Source organism: Polyangium mundeleinium (assembly GCF_028369105.1).
Classification (GTDB): Bacteria; Myxococcota_A; Polyangia; order Polyangiales; family Polyangiaceae; genus Polyangium; species Polyangium mundeleinium.
In genome coordinates, this window is record NZ_JAQNDO010000001.1 from 12,996,401 (window position 1) to 13,015,853 (window position 19,453).

A 19,453-nucleotide genomic window follows, 5' to 3' on the forward strand; every position below is an offset into this window, starting at 1 on the left:
GACTAGAACGTCCCGACGGCCATCATGCCGCCGCCTTGCGGTATCGCCCATGGAGCGAAGGCGAACGACTCCTTCGGCGGCTCGGCCGGCTTCTTCTCGGGCCGCAGGACGAAGAGGACCGTCGCCGCCACGGCGCCCGCCGCGGCCAGGCCGAAGCACACGTCCGCGACCGTGTTGAGCGTCACGACCTTCGAGCGCATGTCCTCGAGGACCTGGAGCTCCTCTTTGCTGTTCGCTTTTCCGTTCGATGCGTCGAAGTCGGCCTTCGCGCCCGTCGCGAGCGCGCCGCCGACGATCGCGCCGGCCACGCCTGCGGCGATCGCCGCGCCACCCACGACGAACACCGTGATGGGTACGGGGCGCGAGGGCTGCTCGGCGGGTTTGTCCTCGCCTCCGAGGAGATCCTTCTCGGTAAAACCCTCGGCCGTCACGGGTTTGCCCTTGTCGAACTCGAACTCGCGATCGTACTTGCCGCCGTTCGTGATCTCGACCTTCCACACCTGATCCGGCGCGCCGTCGACGCTCGCCTTGAACTCGTGCGTACCGGGGTGGATGCCGATGCGCGTGCCCGTGAGGCCGATCGTGTAGCGGTTCGTGATCGGAAAGCCGCGCGCAGGCGTGCGCACGTCCGTGATGGTCACGCCCGGCCTGTCCGACTTCAACGTCACCCACGCGACGACCGAGCGCAGCGCCTTGAGGTCTGTCTCCATCTGCTGCTTGTCCGCGGGGTCGAGCTGATCGCCCTTCGCTTCGAGGAATTTTTCGAGCAGGGAGATCGCCTCGCCGTCGCGCTCGAGCTCCATCGCGCAGAGGCCCATGCCCTTGACTGCGTTCATCGAGCCCGACAGGTCGAAGGCCTTCTTGAACTCGCGATACGCCTCCTCGCACTTGTGCCCGGAGGGATCGTTGTAGAAGGCGGCGCCCGCCTCCATGTGCTTCTTCGCTTCGACGAGGTTCGGATCCTCGGGCGCCGCAGGCTCGGCCGGAGGCTTCTTGCCGCCTTTGCCCTGTGCGAGTGCCGGGCATGCAGCGGCAAGCATGGCGAGAGCCGTGATCGCGGAGAACGTACGCGTCAGCGCGGACCGCATGCCCCAAAGGGTACCGCGGGTCGCGCTGGATCGGAAAGAGAACCGCAGGGGTGCGGAGCGGGGCGTAGCTCCGCTCGCGGAGCGCAGCCCCGAGCGTCAAACGACGCGGCGAAGGGGGGCGTCTTACTCCTCGTTGGAGCGGAGCTTGGCGAGAACGCTGAGGTCTTCGAGGGTCGAGGTGTCGCCGGTGGTCTCGCGCCCCGTGGCCACGTCCTTCAAGAGGCGCCGCATGATCTTGCCGCTCCTCGTCTTCGGAAGCGCGTCGGCGAAGCGGATCTGATCCGGCCGGGCGAACTTGCCGATCTCTTGGCCGACGTGGTTCGCGAGTTTGGTCGCGAGCTCCGGGCTCGCTGAAAAGCCGGGGCGGAGCGAGACGAAGACCACGAGCGCCTGGCCCTTGAGGTCGTCCGGCCGGCCGACCGCGGCCGCCTCGGCCACGGCCGGATGCGAGACGAGCGTGCTTTCGATCTCTGCGGTGCCGATGCGATGACCCGCGACGTTCAGGACGTCGTCGATGCGGCCGATCACCCAGTAGTAGCCGTCGTCGTCACGTCGCGCGCCGTCGCCGGTGAAGTAGCAGCCCTCGACGTCGCTGAAGTACTGCTTGCGGAAGCGCTCGTCGTCGCCCCACACGGTGCGCAGCATCGAGGGCCACGGCTGCCGGAGGACGAGCATGCCGCCCGCGTTCGCGCCGACGCTCGTGCCTTCCTTGGTCACGACGTCCGGCACCACGCCGAACATCGGAAGGCCCGTCGATCCGGGCTTCGCCGAGGCTGCGCCGGGCAGCGTCGTCATGAGGATCGAGCCCGTCTCCGTTTGCCACCACGTGTCGACGATGGGGCAACGCTCGCCGCCGACGTTCTTGTGGTACCAGATCCACGCCTCGGGGTTGATCGGCTCGCCGACCGAGCCGAGCAGGCGCAGGCTCGAAAGATCGCTCTTCTTCGGCCAGTCGTCGCCCTGGCGCATGAAGGCGCGGATCGCGGTGGGCGCGGTGTAGAGGATGGTCACGCCGTGCCGCTCGATGAGGCGCCAGAAGCGGCCCCAGTCGGGGAAGTTCGGCGCGCCTTCGTAGAGAAGACATGTCGCGCCGTTCGAGAGCGGGCCGTAGACGATGTAGCTGTGCCCGGTCACCCAGCCGACGTCGGCCGTGCACCAGTAGACGTCGTCGTCGCGCAGGTCGAAGACGTACTTCGTCGTGACGTGCGTGCCGACGAGATATCCCGCGGTCGTGTGCAGCACGCCCTTCGGTTTGCCCGTCGATCCCGAGGTGTAGAGGATGAACAGCGGGTGCTCGGCGTCGACGATCGTGGCCTCGCGGCGCGCATGCCCGTTCGGATCGACGATGTCGTGCCACCACACGTCACGCCCCTCGACCATGGTCACGGGACACTTCTCGGCGCCGAGGTGGCGCAGCACGACGGTCTTCTGCACGCTCGCCGCCTCTGGCTGCGCGAGCGCCTTGTCGACCGTCGACTTCAGCTCGAGCACGTGGCCGCGCCGGTAGCCGCCGTCCTGCGTGATCACGACCTTCGCCTGGCAGTCCTGCACGCGGTCGCGGATCGCGTCCGCCGCGAAGCCGCCGAAGATCACGGTGTGCACCGCGCCGAGCCGCGCACACGCGAGCATCGCCACCGCGACCTCGGGCACCATGCCCATGTAGATCGCCACGCGGTCGCCCTTCTCCACGCCGAGCTTCGCGAGCGCGTCGGCGAAGAGCACGGTCTCGCGGTAGAGCTGCGCGTAGGTGAGCGTGCGCGTCTCGCCGTACTCGCCTTCCCAGATGATCGCTGCCTTGTTCCGCGTCGGCGTCGACATGTGTCGATCGAGACAGCTCTCCGAGATGTTGAGCGTCGCGCCCTGGAACCACTTCGCGTGCGGGAGGTTCCATTCGACCGTCTGCGTCCACGGCGTGCGGAAGACGAGATCCTTCGCCTCGCGACGCCAGAACGTGTCCGGATCGTCGAGGCTCTCGCGGTAGAGCGCGTCGTAGGCCTCACGCGAGGTGATGCGCGCGCGCGCGGCGAACTCGGCCGGCGGATCGAACCGGCGCGTCTCCTTCAGCAAGCTTTCGATGGCTTCGTTCGACATGCGTCCTCCCGAGGCGGACGCGGAGGATACCGCTCCGGAAGAACACCGTCACCAACCGCCGAGGCCCACGCGCGCGCCGAGGCCCAGGGTCACGCGCGGGTCGGCGAGCTCGACGTCGGCCGTGTCGGTCCCGCCGAGCAGGAGCGTCTGCTGTGCGGCGAGACCGACCAGGACGCCGCTCCAGTCGAGCTCGAAGCCCGTGTCGAGGTTGATGAAGGCGACGCCGCCGGGGCTCTCGCCGCTGCCGAGCCAGTTGTACGCGAGGCCGCCGCCGATCGTGGCGACGAACCGCGCCTTGCGTCCGGGGCTCATGAGCCGCACGCCGCCGCCGAAGCGCGCCGAGTTCAGGCGGACCGTGCTGTCGCCGCTCTTCGTGGCGATTTGGTTGTTCGCGTAGTCGAAGATGAACTCGAGCCCGATCGGCGTGGAGATCCGGTAGCCGAGCCGCGCGCCGACCATGCCGCCCGCGCCCTCCTCGCCGAGCATCAGGAAGACGCCGCCCGTCGCGTTCGCGTACGCCCCGCGGAGAGGCGGCTCCGGCGGCTTCGCGATCTTGGGCGGCGGCGGAGGCGGGGTCGGGAGCGAGCGCGGCACGGCGATGGGCACGCCGCCGACGTCGGGACGAACCTCCTGCGCTTTGCCGGCCACGACGAGCACCTGGAACGCGTACTCGGGGCCGCCCTGGCGATACATCTGCACGAGGTGTGTCCCCGGCTCGACGAGGCCGGCCCACTGCCCGAGCGCGAGCGGCACTTGATCGATCGCGATGGCCATCTCGGGGTCGTCCGTCTTCACGACGACCCACCCCTTGTTCGGCACGAGCGCGAGCTTGACGACCTTGTCCTGGTCCTTGCTCGTGATCGTGATCGCCTCCTCGGCGTCCTCGTACCCCTCGGCGCGCGCGCCGATGCGGTGCCGACCCGGGCCGAGCGGCAGGGGTTTGTCCGCGGTGCCGGGGGGCTGCGGTTCGTCGTCCACGAGGAGCACGGCGTGCGACGGCGAGAGCTCGACCTTCACGTACCCGATGAGCGCGCGCATCTCGGCGATCGCGCTCTCGGCGGCGGCCTTGTCCTCGGGCTCCATCGTGTCCGCGTGCTTGCGGAGCGCGAGCTCGAGGGCGGCGATGGCCTTCGGGTATTCGAAGAGGCTCTTGTGCGCGAGCGCGATGTTGACGAGCGGGCTCGCGCGCGGGCGTTCGGCGTAGGCGGCCTCGAACTCCACGATGGCGGCGGCGAAGTTGCCGTCGCCGTAGAGCTTCACGCCGTTCGCCATGTGCTGCTTGTACGCGTCGGAGAGCGGCGCGCCTTCGGCCTTGGGCTCGCCGGCCGCGACGGCATCGGGCGCGATCGTGGCGAGCGCGATCGTGAAGGCGAGGGCCGCGCGGGGCCGGGATCGACCGAGGAGCGAACTCATTCCACCTTCAGCTTGAGCTGCGGGGCGACGCCCTGAACCTTCGTCGTCGCCGTCGGCTTGGCGCTCGTCGCCGTCGGCTTGGCGCTCGTCAGCGGAGGCGTGGTCGCCGGTTGCTTGGCGTTCGCGGTCTTCGTGGTCTTTTTCGTCGAGGTCGGCGTCGTTCGAGGCGTCTGCGTAGGCTCGGTCTCGGGCGTGTTCGTCGCGACGGGCCCAGGCGTCGACGCACCTGCGGGGGTTGTCTCGCTCGTCTGCGCGGGCTCGGGGGGCGTCTCCTGCGTGGGTGCGGGCGTCGTCTCGACGTGCGTCTCGCTCGTCGCGTTCGTGGTGACCACGGGCGACGCGGGCGACACCGGCGTGCTGCGGCTGTAGACGACCCCCGCGCCGATCAAAAGCGCCGCGGCACCTGCGCCCAAGGCGATCCAGAGCGCGCGAGATCGCTCCTTCCCGCCGCTCGCGCCGCTGCTCGTCGACCAGCCCACGCGTGACGGTCCGCCCGTGCCGACCTCCTCTGCGGGCCGCGTCGAGGCCTCGTTCGTCTGCGCGACGCGCGGTGTGCTCCGCGCGAGGTCCGGCGACGAACGCGAGCTCGTGTCGCCGACGCGAAGCGCGCGCGCCGGGAGCACGCCGCCGGACGCGGCGCCGAGCGCTTCGAGCATCTCGCGGGCGTTCGCGAAACGTTTGTCGCGGTTGCGCTTGAGCGCCTTCCCGAGGAAACGCGCCACGGCTTCGGGCACCTCGGGGTTCCACGTGCGCACGTCGGGCGCGGCCTTCGTGCAGATGTTCACGATGACCTGCTCGTACGACTGCCCCTCGTGCGGCGGCCTCCCCGTGAGGCACTCGTAGAGGATCGCGCCCGTGGACCAGAGGTCCGTGCGCTCGTCGACGTCGGGGAGCGCCTGCGATTGCTCGGGCGACATGTAGAACGGCGTGCCGAGCACCGTGCCTTGCCGCGTGATCGTCTTCTCGGGCACACCGCCCGTGCGTCGCACCTTGGAGATGCCGAAGTCGAGGATCTTGACGAAGTCGGTCTCGTCGTCGCGCTCGGCCAAGAAGACGTTGTCGGGTTTGAGATCGCGATGAACGATGCCCGCCTCGTGGGCGCGGCAGAGGCCGCGGAGGAGCTGCGCCATGACGCCGAGCGCGGCATCGAGGTCGAGCCGTCCGAGGCGCTTGATCCGATGGCCGAGGTCCTCGCCGCGGAGCAGCTCCATCACGATGAAGGGTTGTCCATCGTCGGTGACGCCCGAGTCGAAGATCGTGACGATGTGCGCGCTCTCGACCGCGCTCGCGGCCGCGGCCTCGCGCTGGAAACGCGCCACGGCGTCGGCGTTCCGGGCGAGCTCGGGGTCGACGAACTTCATCGCGACGCGCTTGCCGATGCTCGTGTTGAGCGCCTCGTACACCGCGCCCATGCCGCCCCGCGCGACGAGGCGGAGGATCTTGTATTTGCCCACGTCACGACCGACGAGCGAGCCGTCGCTCGTCGGGGCGTCGGGCAGCGGAGCGTCGGCAGCGGGCATGCGGGTCATCGAGGCCGGGTCGACCTCGTCCCCCCATGGACGAGCGAACGAGAGAAAACCTTCGGCCGATCGGACCGAGCTTATCACCGCTCCCCCGGGGCGTGCACGATCTCGACGAAACGGCGCGTTAGCGCGGCAGCGGCGGCAGGTCCGGCGGGGGGGCCTCGCCGAGCAGCGCGTCGAGCTTTCCGTTTTGATCGAGCGTGGCGACGTCCGTAAATCCGCCCACGGGGCGGTTGTTGATGAACACCTGCGGCACGGTGCGCTGACCCGTGGCGTCCGAGAGCCAGCGGCGCAGGTCGGGCCGTGTGTCGACGTCGATTTCCGCGAAGCGCACGTTCTTCTTGGAAAGCAGGGCTTTCGCGCGGTGGCAGTAGGGGCACCAGGGGGTCGTGTAGATGGCGACGTCGGCCGGCATGATGCTGGACATTTCGGTTCTGCCAGCGACGAGCGCAAGGGGTGGATGCGTGCTCGGGCGGTTGGTGGAGGGACGGAGCGAGGGGAGGAGGTTGGCTGCGTTGCTGGGGGAAGCGAGGGGGCGGGGGCAAGGACGTTTCCGGCTTCGCTTGGGGAAGTGAACGAAGGCGGGTAGGGAGCCGCAGGAGGCGGGTGCATGGAGCGGCGCAGGTAGGCCGCGGCCTCGGTGCTGTCGCTTCACCCATCGAAGAGACGCTTGTCGGCGGAGGAGGCCCCCAGTACGTCTGAGCGCGGGACTGCTGGGAGATGCCATGAAGCCGCCGATGTTCCAGCTAGAAACGGACGGAGATCCGCAGGAGGCCGTGGCGCAGGTCTACCGTGCCGCGGGCTTCGAGGTCGAGCGGCGCGTCGGCGATGCGCCTGGCACGGTCGAATGGTTTGCTTCTTCCACGGGGTTTCCCCGCGTACGCACCTACTTCCGGGTCTTGCCGAAGGTCCCCGAGGACCTCGCACGTGAACTCGCGGAACTCACCGCCATTTGCCAGGTCACCGGTTCCGACCGCGCGATCGGGATCGTGCTGGAGGGCGAGTTGCCCGAGGGCTACGAGCCCAACCTCGCCACGGCGACGTCCGCGGCCCTGATCACCGTCCGGCAATGGGTCCTGGAGGTCACGGGTATCGCAACCAAAGCGAGAGAGCTCGTCCGTACGATGGACGCGGCTGCGGCAGGCCTCTACTTCCCCCGGAGAGCGCGGCTCACATCGGGCGAGGAGGTGGACGCGGATGTGTTCATCGCTCGCTGGGCAGACGAGTCGGTCGACTCCACACTCATCGTTGTCGGACCCGGGAAGAGGACGACGGTGTCCCATGCCGCATGGAGCCTCGCTCGTCGGTTCGAGGAGCGGCCGGATGTCGTGACACCGCCCATCATGTCGTACGCGGGTGAACGGTCTTTTCACCTGCCCAGCGTCGTTGTCGTGGCGGACGCCAGGCATTACGACCGCCCACCGCCCACGCGTAGCCTGCTGTATTGGAGCGATCGTAGCGACAAGACCCTGCTCACGGCGCCTGGCATCGTCGTGCTGCGGTTGCTACCGCCCCGCGCAGACGAGATCGAGCGTTGGTTCGAGCGGCATCTCGAACCACGCCCGCCCTTCGATCGCTTCCTCGCGGCGCGCAGGGCCAGCAAGGACTTCGCTGATCTCTCGAATGTCCTCGGAAACCTCGTGCTCCTCCGGGACACGATCCGTGCCCTGCCAACCCCTGCCTCCGATGCGACGCCCATCGAGGCATGGATCGTCGCGGTGGTGGCTGCTCATGTCGGCCAGGTGGCGTCAACCGTATCGCAGGATTGGGGTCGTGACCGCGCCAGCGCCTCCGATCTCGAGGATCTCGCCCTGGAGCAGTTTGCGATCGGGAAAGCAGCGTCCCGAAGGTTCCTGCTTCCTTGGGAATCCTATGGCTGGTTGGACCGGGAAGGCGAGCTCTTCTCCAACCAGCTCGTCATGCACTTCTTCCTCGCCCGGAAGATCGTCCGCGAGGTCCGCGCTGGTCACGACGACGTGCTCCTTCGGTACCAGTTCCCTCGGGAGGTCTTTCTCTTCCTGACCGTCATCGCACCGGACGTCGCCGCACGGCTCACGGACAGCGCCGTCGCCGGCATGGAGCAGCGGATCCGCGAGGAGGCCGAGCGGATTGCGCAGCTCGGGTTTGCGCATCGGCTCAATCGTCCGGTGGGCGCGATGCGACAGCACCTCGGCGAGATCCGCGACGCGCTCGACAGGGAGCAACAAGCCGCGCTCGTGCGCCCCTTCGCGCGGCTCGAAGAGGAGATCGACTACATCGAGCGGCTCACCGAAAAGACGCGTATCTGGGAGGCAGGGCCCACGGGCACCAAGGCGAACGTCGTGCTCCGTCCGCTCGTCGAGGACGAGCTCGCGCCCCTCACGCGACGCTACACGGAGGTCGATACGCTCGTCGAGGTCCCGAGCGAGCTCCACGTCGAGGCGATCTCCGACGCGCTCCACGAGACGCTGCACTGCCTCCTCGAAAACGCCTTTCACGCGGTCCTGTGCAGCACGCGGGCGACTGTTCGAAGGATCGTGGTCTCGGGGAGCCGTACGGGCGACGTGATCCGCCTGGAGATCCGCGACAGCGGAGACGGCGTGAATCCAGGCGACCGGGATCGGATCTTCGAACCGTTCAACACGAACAAGACGGGCGGCGCAGGCAAACCTCGCGGCACGGGCCTCGGTCTTGCTATCGCCAAGCGCTTCGTGGAAAGGATGGGGGGCCGGATCGGCCTAGATCCTGCGCACGAGGAGACCTGCTTCTTCATCGAGCTGGTCGCGGGCAAGGAGGACGGATGAGTGACGCCGCCAAGCGGATCCTGCTCGTCGAGGACGACGATCAGAACGCGGAAGACTACAGGGACTGGCTGCGAACCGCGGGCTACGAGGTCGAACGAGCGCGCGCCGTTGAGGACGGCCTCACGCTTGCCGAATCGTTCCGCCCGGACGTGGTCGTTCTCGATCTCCAGATCCCCTCCCAGCCGGGCCGGACCGACGAGGACACGCGGTTCGGGCTCGCCACACTCGAAGGGCTCATCCGCGCGGATCCGTTCCGGCCAGTCGTGATCGCGACCGCGCACAAGAACAACCCCGAACTCATGCGCGAGATCATGCAGCGCACGCGGGGTGGCCATTTCCTGTTCAAGAGCGAGCGCGACTTGAAGGGACAGTTGCTTCGTTCGATCGCGCTCGCCCTCGCGAGCCCCGCCTACATCGGAAGTCGCGCGGTTCGTGCCTTCGAGGCACTCGTCGACAAGAACGAGAAAGAGGACAAGTACCGTGACTTCCTCAAGAAGAACTGGCGCATCCTCCTCGGCCCGAAGTACCGCGAATGCCGTTCCCCCCACGAGGTCGGTCGCGGCGCCGAGGTCGATCTGCTCTTCGTCCGGCACGACGGTTTCCCGGACCTCTGGGAGCTGAAGCGCCCCGATCAGCCGGTCTTCAAGGCGTACAACCGCCACCTCCACCAGAGCGAGGAGTGCTCTCGCGCGGTCGGGCAGATCATCGAGTACCTCGATCTGGCGGAGAAGCAGGTCCCAGGTCCGAACAGCTACGAGGCGCAGCGCGGAATCCGCGTCGACCTCAACCGACCCCGCGGATACGTGGTCATCGGCCGGCGCAAGGACGAGCGCGAGCGCGACCGGCTTGCCCTCGAAAACAGCTTCCTCGCCGGGATCACGATCCTCACGTACGACGACCTAATCGAGGGCGCGCGCGAGGTGCTGACCTTCCTGCGCGACTACCGCAACGGGGACGGCGGGACCTGACGAGGGCGGGGATGTGCGCGAGAGCTCGGCGAAGCGCCAAGAGAGGGTCGGGCGAGGTCAGGTGGCGAAAGGCGGAGCGCCAAGCACGGGGGAGCAGAGCCAAGCGGGTGCTCGGCGCATCGCCACGGACAGTCCTTTTGCGCCAGGGTCGTGCTTGGCGAAGCGCCAAGGAGAGGTCGGGAGGGCCGGTCGCCGGGATGGCGAAGCGCCAAGGAGAGGTCGGAACAGGTCGAACGGTGCTTGGCGCAGCGGCAAGGAGGCGTCCGACAACTCCCGGGTGCGCTTGGCGCAGCGGCAAGGAGGCGTCCGAAAACTCCCGGGTGTGCTTGGCGCAGCGCCAAGGAAGAGCGAGGGGCTCCCGATGTTGCTTGGCGATGCGCCAAGCACATCCAGGGGCTCGGGCATGTCAGAACGAGGGACGACGGCGTAACCTAGAAGCACGACGCGCCGTCCCTTGCGCGCGCTGCTCACCTGGTGAGAAAAAGGACCCATGGCCGACACCGAGGGCACAATCCACCTCGAACGCTTCACGAACGACGCGAGGCAGATCGTCGCGGGCGCGCAAGCGCTCGCCGACGACCGGAAGCACGCCGAGGTCTCGCCGCTGCACCTGCTCGTGCGTTTGCTCGAACGCGATCGCGGCGTCCTCGATGTCTTCCGGCGCGCCGGCGCCGACCCGAACGAAACGATGAACCTCGCGGAGGCGGCCCTCCGGCGTCAGCCGAAATCGACGGGCGGCGTCTCGTACGTGGACGCCCGGCTGCTCGACCTGCTCAGCCGAGCCGAGCGCGAGGCCACGCGGGACAAGGCTCCCAACGTCGGCATCGAGCACCTCCTGCACGCGCTGGCGCAGGAGATCCGCGGGCCGGCGGGGGAGATCCTCTCGTCGTTCGGCATCAGCCCCGGCGCGTTCCGCCCGCACCTCGGCGCGCTCGCGGAGGGGGACGCGAAGGCGTCGGCGCCGCGGGATTCGGCCGCGGTGATCGTCACGAGCACAGCGGGGAGCGCCGAGGCGAATGGCTACACGCGGGACCTCGTGGCGGACGCGCGCAAGGGCCTCTTCGATCCGGTGATCGGCCGCGACGGCGAGGCGCGAAGGCTGCTGCAGATCCTGGAGCGCCGCTTCAAGAACCATCCGCTCGTCGTGGGGGAGCCGGGCGTCGGCAAGTCAGCCTTGATCCGCGGGCTCGCGGATCGCATCGCGCGCGGCGACGTGCCGAGCAATCTCGCGGGCGCGCGCCTCTACGAGCTCGACACGGGCGCGCTCGTCGCGGGCGCGAAGCTGCGCGGCGAGATCGAGCAACGCCTCAAGGCCCTCATCGACAAGCTCCGCAGCGTGCAGGACGCCGAGACGATCCTCGTCGTCGAGGACATCGACGCGCTCTTCGGCCAGGGCGTGCAGGGCTCGGGTGTCGGCGATCTCCTGAAGCCGCTGCTCGCGCGGAGCGAGATCCGCATCCTCGCGACCACCACACCCGAGGGCATCCGCAAGCTGAACGAGCGTGACTCTTCGATCCTGCGGCGCTTCGCGGTGGTGAACATGGAGCCGCCGTCGATCGATCAGGCGACCGAGATCCTGCGCGGCGTCGCCACGAAGTACGAGGCGCACCACCGCGTGCGCATCGGCGAGAGCGCGATCCTCTCGGCCGTGAGCCTCGCCAAGCGTTACCTCTCCGATCGCGCGCTGCCGGACACGGCGGTGGATCTCCTCGACGAGACCAGCGCGCGCAAGCGCGTCGAGGTCGACGGCGTGCCTGCGGAGGTCGATGCGCTGAGCCGCCGCGTCGACGCGCTGAAGGCGCAGATCGCGGCGCTCGCGGACGACGAGGATCGGCTGAGCGTGCAGGCGCGGCAGCGGCTGGAGAAGGAGCTCGCCGAGGTCGAGCCGCGCGCGACGGAGATGCGCACGAACATCGCAGCGCGGCGCGGCGTCGTCGCGGCGGTGCAGTCGATCCGCAAGGAGCTCGCGGCGGCGAACGAGGCGCTCGCGACCGCGCAACGCGAGAAGAACTACGCGCGGATCGGCGAGATCGAGCACGTGACCTTGCCTGAGATCCGCCGCCGTCTGGAGACGGCCGAGGGGGCCGCGAAGCGCGAGGGCGCCGAGAGCGGCTCGAACATGGTCACGGAGAACGACGTGGCCGGCACGCTCGCCGAGTGGACGGGCATCCCGGTCGCGAAGATGCTCGAAGGCGAGTCGGAGAAGCTGCTCAAGATGGAAGAGCGCCTCGCGCGCCGCGTGGTCGGCCAGGACGAGGCCGTGCGCGCCATCGCCCGCGCCGTACGCCGCGGCCGCGTGGGCCTCCGGGATCCGGGCAAGCCCATCGGCTCGTTCCTCTTCCTCGGGCCGAGCGGTGTCGGCAAGACCGAGCTCGCCAAGGCCCTCGCCGAGTTCTTGTTCGATGACGAGCAGGCGCTCACGCGGCTCGACATGAGCGAGTTCATGGAGCGGCACATGGCGCAGCGCCTCATCGGCGCGCCGCCCGGCTACGCCGACAGCGAGCAAGGCGGCTTCTTGACCGAGGCCGCGCGGCGCAGGCCCTACAGCGTCCTGCTCTTCGACGAGGTCGAGAAGGCGCACGCGGACGTGTTCAACCTGCTCCTCCAGATCCTCGACGACGGCCGTCTGACCGACGGTCGTGGCAGGACGGCGGATTTTTCGAACACGGTCGTGATCATGACCTCGAACATCGGTTCGAAGCGGATCCTGGAGACCGACGCGAAGCTCTTCGGCACCGAGGACGGGCGCGACGCGATCCGCGACGTGCTCTTCGAGGAGCTCAAGAACTTCTTCCGGCCGGAATTCTTGAACCGTATCGATGACATCGTCGTGTTCAAGGCCCTCACCAAGCAGGACCTGCGCGGCGTCGTCGACATCCAGCTCCGGCGGCTGGAGCGGCTCCTCGCGGATCGAGAGATTAAGGTGCAGCTCGACGACGCGGCGAAGGACCTGCTCGTCGACCTCGGCTACGAGCCCTCGCTCGGCGCGCGCCCGCTCAAGCGCGCCATCCTGAAAGAGCTGCAAAACCCGCTCGCCGAAGCGATCCTCGCGGGCGGCTACGGCCCCGGCCAGATCGTGCACATCCGCGCGGCCGACGGTTCGTTCTCCTTCACCAAGGCGTGATCCCGACGCGTCGCTGACGCGTCGCGTCGCCGGGACCCGTCCTCGCTCGTCCGAGGGACGGCGGATCGGGACTCCGCGCAAACATTGACGCCGCCGTGACGAGCGGAGATCCTGCGAGTGTAGGAGGCTCCGGCATGCCTGGCAGGAACGTATCGCGGCGGTTGTTCGTGGGAGTGATGGGGGGCGGTGTGCTCGCCGCACCGGTTGTCGCCTCCGCGCGCCCGGAGACCACGTCCTCTGCAAAGAACGCGGCGCACAGCGAAAAACCGCTCGACGCGCCGACGCGCGAGAACGTCGCCAAGCTGCTGCATCCGCTCGCGGCGGGATCACGCCTGGCGCGCTGGACGATCGTCCAGATCGATCCGGTCGTGAACGGGTGTGTGAGCATCAAGGTTCGGACGGACGATGGGCACACGTTCGACCTCGAGTTGCTCGCGCGCGACCGCACCGCGCTCGCGCAGCGGCCGCCCGCGGAGACGGAGCGGCACGCGATCTTCGTGGTGAACGGCGGCAACGGCTGGGCGACCACGCAGGAAGAGCTGGGGCTCGCGGCCATGACGCTCGCGCAGATCGTCGCGAAGAACGAGCGCGAGGTGCGCTTGTCCGGGCTGCTCACGCACGCCGAGCGCATCCAGAACCACGGCGACGCGCTCCTCGTTCCGGCGGAGGGACCGGGCTGAACACATGGCGACGGTCCTCTCCCTCGCTTGGACCTGCAACAATGCGTGCGTCTTCTGCGCGCAAGGGGAGCGGTCCGCCTCGCACGAACGCGAGGCCGAGGGGATGGATCTCGCGGCGCGCCTGCGCGTCGAGCAGGGCGACGTCGTGTTCGTGCAGGGCGGCGAGCCGACGCTCACGGACGATCTGCCCGCGGTGATTCGCGCTCTCGACGCGCGCGGCGCGCGCCGCATCGTGGTGCAGACGAACGGCCGTCGCCTCGCGTATCGCGCGTATGCACGCGCCCTGCGCGAGGCTTCGAGCAAGCTCTCGCTCGACGTCTCGCTCCACGGCGCGACCGAGCCGATGCACGACTACCACACGCAGACGCCGGGCAGCTTCAAGCAGACCGCGCTCGGCGTGCGGCATGCGCGCGCCGAGGGGATCGAGGTCGGGACGACCACGGTGATCACGCGGTCGAACTACCGTCACCTCGCGGAGATCGTGCAGCTCTCGCGCGCGCTCGGGGCCCGCGCGGTGTACCTCGCGAGGGCGTCTCGTTTGGGCCGCGCGGCGCGCGCGGCGGATCGGATCGTCGCGCCGGAGGAGCTCGTGCGTCCGCAGCTCACGCGTGCGCTGGCGGAGGCATCGAGGCTCGGGATGGGCTGGCTCGCGAGCGAGAGGGCGAGTCATGCGGAGGTGCGCGATCTCTTCGCGGGCCTCGGCGAGGCGGAGATCGTGCCGGCGGAGGGGCTGGGTTCGTCGAGGACTTCGCCCGGCGTCGAGGTCACGGCCTCGGACAAGAACTTCGTGGACACGTCTCGGCTCGTCCGAGCGAAACCACCGAGCGTCAACCGAAGCATTGCTTGGGAGCGGTGAGTGACAATGGCGAGCAACGTCAAAGCCAGTGACGAGCAGCGGGGCAAGCAGGTGCGACGGGTCGCCATTGCGGCGCTTCTGACGGTGATCGGCGGAGCCGCCGCATCGTCGTGCGCCGAGGGCGGGAGCGTGACGTCGGGTGGCAGCCTGACGAGCTCGAGCTCGAGCGGCTCTGGTGGAAGGGGCGGCGAGGGCGGCACGGGCGGCGACGGAGGCACGGGCGGCGTCGGCGGCACGGGCGGCGTCGGCGGCACGGGCGGCGTCGGTGGTGTCGGTGGTGTCGGTGGCGCGGGTGGCATGGGCGGCACGGGCGGCGCGGGCGGCCAGATGTGCGTCCCGCAGACCGAGGTCTGCGACGGCGTCGACAACAACTGCGACGGCGTCACCGACGAGGGCTGCGACTGCGTGACCGGCGTGAAGGAGGCCTGTTACACGGGCCCCGACGGCACGAAGGGCGTTGGCGTGTGCAAGGAAGGCCAGAGGACGTGCGACGCGTCCGGCAAGTGGGGCCCGTGCACGGATGAGGTCGTCCCGGCCGCGGTCGAGGCTTGCAACGGCTTCGACGACGACTGCGACACCGAGGTCGACGAAGGAGAGTGTGACTGCGTCACGGGCGCGACGAAGGGCTGCTACACGGGCCCGCAGGGCACGCAGAACACCGGACTCTGCAAGCCTGGCTCGCAGACGTGTGACGCGAACGGGAAGTGGGGCCCGTGCCTGGGTGACACCACGCCGGCTCCCGAGATCTGCAACGGTCTCGACGATAGCTGTGACGGCACGATCGACGAGGGCAATCCGGGCGGAGGCGATGCGTGCGTCGCGCCGGGCCTCGGCGAGTGCAAGAAGGGCACGCTGAACTGCATCAACGGCGCGGTGAAGTGCTCGCCCGCGCCCGTGCAGCCCGAGATCTGCGACGGCCTCGACAACAACTGCGACGGCAACACCGACGAGGGCAACCCCGGCGGCGGCATGCAGTGCATGACGGGCTTCTTGGGCCTGTGCAGCACGGGTTTGACCAAGTGCGACGGCGCGAACGGCGTGACGTGCATGCCGAACGTCGTCCCCGGCCAGCTCTCCGAGGCGTGCAACAACCTCGACGACGACTGCGACGGCATGGTCGACGACGCCATCCCGCAAGTCGGCATGGCGTGTACGAAGCCGGGTCAGCTCGGCGTCTGCCAGTTCGGCACCTTCGAGTGCCCCGCGGGCGCGTCGCAGCTCCTTTGCAACGCGCCCTTGCCCGGCACGGTCCAGGAGACGTGCAACGGCAAGGACGACGACTGCAACGGCACGATCGACGATCCGGCCCTCGTGAACGGGCTGCCCTGCAACACGGCGTTCCCCGGCGTTTGCTCGACGGGCACCACGGTCTGCGTGGGCGGCAGCTCGTCGTGCAACCCGCAGGTCACGCCTGGGTCGCAGACCGAGATCTGCGACTCCAAGGACAACAACTGCAACGGGCAGGCGGACGAGATGCAGCCGAACCCGGCGTGCACCGCGCAGAACCCGAATGCGCAGTTCGTCTCGGGTTGGTCGTGCACCGCGGGCCAGTGCCAGATCGTGCAGTGCAACGTCGGCTACGCGAACATCGACGGCGCGCCGGGCAACGGCTGCGAGTGCGCGACGGATCAGTACGCGAACCAGTGCGTGAGCGCGGGTGCGGTCAGCGTGCCGAAGGGCGGCACGGTGAACATGATCGGCAAGGTCGAGACCGCGAATACGAGCGACTGGCTCACGTTCAACTTCGTCGCGCCGGCGGGGCTTGGCCAGGCGTACACGCCGAAGGTCCAGCTCGTGAACGACTCCGGTGGTCAGTACGGGATGGACGTGCTCTTCGACTGCAACACCGTCGCGACCTGCAACGACGGCGGCACGGGGTCGGGGGCCACCGTGTGGGAGCTGAATTATCAGTACAACATGAGCGGCAGTCCCACAGGCCCCTGGTCCGACAGCAACCCGAAGATCGTGTCTGTCAAGGTTCGCGTGTATCGCAAGAACGGTACGCCGCCGACCTGCGATCAGTATACCGTGACCGCCACGAACCCGTGAGGCGTGCGGGACGCACCTCACGGTACGTCATGGGGAGCGAAGGGCGAATGAGCGACATGTCGTTTCACTTGGGAGAGGGCTCGGTCCGGATCGAGTTCGACGAGGGCCTGTACCCCAAGGATGCGATCTATGGAGCGGCGTACGTCTTCATCGATCGCTGCTGGGTGCACCTCGATCGTGCGGGGGATCGTCGCATCCAGGTGACGCTCAAGTCGAAGAAGCCGGGCGCTGACACGCAGGTCTACGCGGGCGAGTTCCAGAACGAGCTGCTCGGGCAGGCGTGGCGCCTGCGGATCGTCGACGAGAACAAGAAGCTCGTCGAGTCGATCACGGCGCGCGCGCTCGGCGGTGCCGCGGGACCGCCTGGGCTCGACGAGCTGCTCGCGATGGACATCGGCGAGGAGACGGCCTTCGAGGATCCGCTCGGCATCGCGATGAGCTGGGAGGAGAAGTACAAGAAGAAGGGCAAGGGCGAAGGCGCGAAGGCCGAGGCGGAAGGCGCGTCGGGCGACGCCTCGGGGGGCGAGAAGGCGTCGTGATCGAGCTCAGGTTTCATGAAGAGCTCTACGACGGCTTCGCGATCGACGAGGCCGTCAAGACGTACGCGGCGTACGCGACGGCGGAGCTCTCGCGGGATGGCGGCGCGTACGTCGTGAAGGTGACGGCGAAGCCCGAGGCCACGAGCGAAGGCATCGACGAGCGCGTGCTCTCCGCGGAGCTCGCGAACTACGCGCTCGGCCTCACGATCGAACGCGCGCGGGCAGGGGGTGCGGCGTGACGGGCCTCTCGACGCTCTTCACCGAGCTCGGCTCCACGGCGAAGGCGCCGACGGGCCTCGTGCCGTTCCGGTTCCGCGAGGTGAGCGGAGATATTTTGCTCACCAACTTCCTCGGCGACTGGCTCTTCGTCACGCAGGACGAGTTCCGCGCGCTCGCGCGTGGCGAGCTCGATTCCGCCTCGCCGCTCCACGACAAACTCGCGTCGCGGAACTTCCTCCGCGAGGGGTTCGATCAGGCGAAGGCCGCCGAGCGCATCGCGTACAAGAAGCGGTTCCTCAACTGGGGGCCGAACCTGCACATCGCGGTCGTCACGCTCCGCTGCAACGAGACGTGCGTCTACTGCCACGCGAGCCGCGCGAACATGGACGCGGTCCACACCGACATGACGCCGGAGATCGGCGAGAAGGTCGTGGACCTGATGCTCCAGTCGACGTCGCCCTCGGTGACGCTGGAGTTCCAGGGCGGTGAGCCGCTCGCGAACTTCCCGGTGATGAAGCACGTCATCGAGTACGCGCTCGCGCGGAACCGCGCCTACGGCAAGGGGCTCGAGTTCACGATGGTCTCGAACCTGGCCATGATGGACGCGGAGAAGCTCGCCTTCCTCGTCGATCGCAAGGTTCAGATCTGCACGAGCATCGACGGCCCGGAGCACCTGCACACGAAGCAGCGCATCCTCGCGGGCGGCAACGCGCACCGCGAGGCCGTGAAGTGGATCGAGCGCATCAACAAGGCCTACATCGACATCGGCCTCGACCCGACGCTCTACCATGTCGAAGCGCTGCTCACGACGACACGCGAGGCGCTCAAGTACCCGAAGGAGATCGTCGACACGTACGTCGGCCTCGGCTGCCGCGCGATCTTCCTCCGGCCCGTCGATCCCTTCGGCTTCGCGGGCAAGACCGCGCAGATCGTCGAGTACGACCGCGCCGCGTACAACGACTTCTACCGCACCGCGGTCGAGCACATCCTCGATCTGAACCGGCGCGGCGAGCAGGTCCTCGAGCGGTACGGCTCGATCTTCCTCACGAAGATCCTCGGCGACGATGATCCGAACTTCCTCGACATCCGCTCGCCGAGCGGCTCGGGGATCGGCGCTCTCGCCTACAACTACGACGGGAAGATCTTCTCCAGCGACGAGGGCCGGATGATGTACGAGACCGGCGATCCTGCGTTCCAGATCGGCGACGTGTTCACCTCGTCGTATCGCTCGCTCATGAAGCACGAGACGGTGCGCGCGCTGGTGATGGCGTCGATCCGTGAGGCGCAGCCCGACTGCGTGAACTGCACGTACACGCCCTACTGCGGGGTGCAGCCCGAGCACAGCTACCGGACGCAGGGCACGATCTTCGGTAGGATGCGTGAGAGCACCTTGTGCGCCGTCCACAAGGGCATCCAGGATTTTCTCTTCGACAAACTGCGCGAGAACGACCCGAAGACGGTCGAGATCCTCCGGCGCTGGACCACGGTCCGGGCGCGAACGCATTTCATCCACGCGTCGTCGGCATCTTGAGGGCAAACGATCGACGCGGGCGCGACGGGACTTGGGATCAGGGAGGCCACGATGGCGAACAATGGAACAGGTGGGCTGCCGAGCTTCTCCCGCAAGCCGGGTGGCATGCTCTCCAAGACGGAGAGCGAGGTCGGCGCGAAGGCGAGCGAAGAGGCGGATCGCGCCGGCGTGATCGGCGATGACGCGGGTGGTGTGATCCCGGCGCAGCATTGCTCGCACGGCAGCCACGGCTCGCACGGCAGCCACGGCTCGCACGGCAGCCACGGCTCGCACGGCAGCCACGGCTCGCACGGCAGCCACGGCTCGCACGGCAGCCACGGCTCGCACGGCAGCCACGGCAGCTGGTAGACCGTCCCCCGGCGCGCCCACAGCCCCAGTTACTCCTCGCCCGGCGGGCGAAACGGCCCCGTTCGTCCGCCCTATCGCCTTGTTCTCACGCGTTTCCAGCCTGCTCGGATCGGCCTCTCGTAGAGGCTCTGGATCCAAAGGGACGGCGGCGCATTTGATCAGCTTGCGGAACGGACGCGCGTCCGTATACTTCCGCTCCCTTGTTTCCCGACGGAGTACGTCGGTGAAGCAAATGTCGAGG

General features: G+C 68.5%; 15 protein-coding genes. 10 read left to right on the forward strand and 5 right to left on the reverse strand.

Annotated features, from left to right (window positions below):
- Nucleotides 1-2 precede the first annotated feature (2 nt).
- From POL67_RS51500 to grxC, 5 genes are all read right to left on the reverse strand, one after another.
- On the reverse strand, nucleotides 3-1,040 hold the full coding sequence (locus POL67_RS51500; RefSeq protein WP_271930221.1) for a hypothetical protein: 1,038 nt from the start codon (nucleotides 1,038-1,040) through the stop codon (nucleotides 3-5).
- Nucleotides 1,041-1,211: 171 nt separating this feature from the next.
- Nucleotides 1,212-3,179 carry an acetate--CoA ligase gene (acs, locus tag POL67_RS51505; protein ID WP_271930224.1) on the reverse strand — a complete coding sequence of 656 codons (1,968 nt, stop codon included), beginning with the start codon at nucleotides 3,177-3,179 and terminating at the stop codon, nucleotides 1,212-1,214.
- 48 nt (nucleotides 3,180-3,227) lie between these two features.
- The gene (locus tag POL67_RS51510; RefSeq protein ID WP_271930226.1) at nucleotides 3,228-4,592 is read right to left on the reverse strand and encodes a hypothetical protein; all 1,365 of its coding nucleotides are present in this window, start codon (nucleotides 4,590-4,592) and stop codon (nucleotides 3,228-3,230) included.
- Nucleotides 4,589-6,112 (reverse strand): serine/threonine-protein kinase, encoded by a 1,524-nt coding sequence (locus tag POL67_RS51515; protein WP_271930227.1) that lies wholly within the window; start codon nucleotides 6,110-6,112, stop codon nucleotides 4,589-4,591. The genes POL67_RS51510 and POL67_RS51515 overlap by 4 nt, the downstream gene beginning before the upstream one ends.
- A 127-nt stretch (nucleotides 6,113-6,239) precedes the next feature.
- Nucleotides 6,240-6,542 (reverse strand): glutaredoxin 3, encoded by a 303-nt coding sequence (gene grxC, locus POL67_RS51520; protein WP_271930229.1) that lies wholly within the window; start codon nucleotides 6,540-6,542, stop codon nucleotides 6,240-6,242.
- A 298-nt stretch (nucleotides 6,543-6,840) separates the two neighbouring features.
- Here grxC and POL67_RS51525 point away from each other — a divergent pair, with 298 nt between their 5' ends.
- The 10 genes from POL67_RS51525 (at nucleotide 6,841) to hxsA4 (ending at nucleotide 19,212) form a co-directional block, all read left to right on the forward strand.
- Nucleotides 6,841-8,898, forward strand: coding sequence for a sensor histidine kinase (locus POL67_RS51525; RefSeq protein ID WP_271930230.1), 2,058 nt, complete (start codon nucleotides 6,841-6,843; stop codon nucleotides 8,896-8,898).
- Nucleotides 8,895-9,866 carry a Shedu anti-phage system protein SduA domain-containing protein gene (locus POL67_RS51530; protein WP_271930232.1) on the forward strand — a complete coding sequence of 324 codons (972 nt, stop codon included), beginning with the start codon at nucleotides 8,895-8,897 and terminating at the stop codon, nucleotides 9,864-9,866. Before POL67_RS51525 ends, POL67_RS51530 begins: the two co-directional genes overlap by 4 nt.
- A gap of 490 nt (nucleotides 9,867-10,356) precedes the next feature.
- Nucleotides 10,357-12,990 carry an ATP-dependent Clp protease ATP-binding subunit gene (locus POL67_RS51535; protein WP_271930234.1) on the forward strand — a complete coding sequence of 878 codons (2,634 nt, stop codon included), beginning with the start codon at nucleotides 10,357-10,359 and terminating at the stop codon, nucleotides 12,988-12,990.
- Between the two features lie 134 nt (nucleotides 12,991-13,124).
- Nucleotides 13,125-13,670 (forward strand): hypothetical protein, encoded by a 546-nt coding sequence (locus POL67_RS51540; RefSeq protein ID WP_271930237.1) that lies wholly within the window; start codon nucleotides 13,125-13,127, stop codon nucleotides 13,668-13,670.
- A gap of 4 nt (nucleotides 13,671-13,674) precedes the next feature.
- Nucleotides 13,675-14,526 (forward strand): radical SAM protein, encoded by an 852-nt coding sequence (locus tag POL67_RS51545; protein ID WP_271930238.1) that lies wholly within the window; start codon nucleotides 13,675-13,677, stop codon nucleotides 14,524-14,526.
- 6 nt (nucleotides 14,527-14,532) lie between these two features.
- Entirely contained in the window at nucleotides 14,533-16,575 is a 2,043-nt protein-coding gene (locus POL67_RS51550) for a MopE-related protein (protein ID WP_271930240.1), read from the forward strand.
- Between the two features lie 56 nt (nucleotides 16,576-16,631).
- The gene (gene hxsD / locus POL67_RS51555; RefSeq protein WP_271930243.1) at nucleotides 16,632-17,114 is read left to right on the forward strand and encodes a His-Xaa-Ser system protein HxsD; all 483 of its coding nucleotides are present in this window, start codon (nucleotides 16,632-16,634) and stop codon (nucleotides 17,112-17,114) included.
- Entirely contained in the window at nucleotides 17,111-17,353 is a 243-nt protein-coding gene (locus tag POL67_RS51560; protein WP_271930245.1) for an HxsD-like protein, read from the forward strand. Before hxsD ends, POL67_RS51560 begins: the two co-directional genes overlap by 4 nt.
- Complete coding sequence (gene hxsB / locus POL67_RS51565) at nucleotides 17,350-18,864, forward strand: His-Xaa-Ser system radical SAM maturase HxsB (protein WP_271930248.1); 1,515 nt, start codon at nucleotides 17,350-17,352, stop codon at nucleotides 18,862-18,864. Before POL67_RS51560 ends, hxsB begins: the two co-directional genes overlap by 4 nt.
- A 51-nt stretch (nucleotides 18,865-18,915) precedes the next feature.
- Nucleotides 18,916-19,212 carry a His-Xaa-Ser repeat protein HxsA4 gene (gene hxsA4, locus POL67_RS51570; RefSeq protein ID WP_136933506.1) on the forward strand — a complete coding sequence of 99 codons (297 nt, stop codon included), beginning with the start codon at nucleotides 18,916-18,918 and terminating at the stop codon, nucleotides 19,210-19,212.
- Nucleotides 19,213-19,453: the final 241 nt, after the last annotated feature.

Coding starts and splice junctions, on each gene's coding strand:
- POL67_RS51515 (WP_271930227.1), bottom strand. CDS start 6,112: ATGCCCGCTGCCGACGCTCCGCTGCCCGACGCCCCGACGAGCGACGGC.
- POL67_RS51550 (WP_271930240.1), top strand. CDS start 14,533: ATGGCGAGCAACGTCAAAGCCAGTGACGAGCAGCGGGGCAAGCAGGTG.
- grxC (WP_271930229.1), bottom strand. CDS start 6,542: ATGTCCAGCATCATGCCGGCCGACGTCGCCATCTACACGACCCCCTGG.
- POL67_RS51540 (WP_271930237.1), top strand. CDS start 13,125: ATGCCTGGCAGGAACGTATCGCGGCGGTTGTTCGTGGGAGTGATGGGG.
- hxsD (WP_271930243.1), top strand. CDS start 16,632: ATGTCGTTTCACTTGGGAGAGGGCTCGGTCCGGATCGAGTTCGACGAG.
- acs (WP_271930224.1), bottom strand. CDS start 3,179: ATGTCGAACGAAGCCATCGAAAGCTTGCTGAAGGAGACGCGCCGGTTC.
- POL67_RS51510 (WP_271930226.1), bottom strand. CDS start 4,592: ATGAGTTCGCTCCTCGGTCGATCCCGGCCCCGCGCGGCCCTCGCCTTC.
- POL67_RS51525 (WP_271930230.1), top strand. CDS start 6,841: ATGAAGCCGCCGATGTTCCAGCTAGAAACGGACGGAGATCCGCAGGAG.
- POL67_RS51535 (WP_271930234.1), top strand. CDS start 10,357: ATGGCCGACACCGAGGGCACAATCCACCTCGAACGCTTCACGAACGAC.
- hxsA4 (WP_136933506.1), top strand. CDS start 18,916: ATGGCGAACAATGGAACAGGTGGGCTGCCGAGCTTCTCCCGCAAGCCG.
- POL67_RS51530 (WP_271930232.1), top strand. CDS start 8,895: ATGAGTGACGCCGCCAAGCGGATCCTGCTCGTCGAGGACGACGATCAG.
- POL67_RS51500 (WP_271930221.1), bottom strand. CDS start 1,040: ATGCTTGCCGCTGCATGCCCGGCACTCGCACAGGGCAAAGGCGGCAAG.
- POL67_RS51545 (WP_271930238.1), top strand. CDS start 13,675: ATGGCGACGGTCCTCTCCCTCGCTTGGACCTGCAACAATGCGTGCGTC.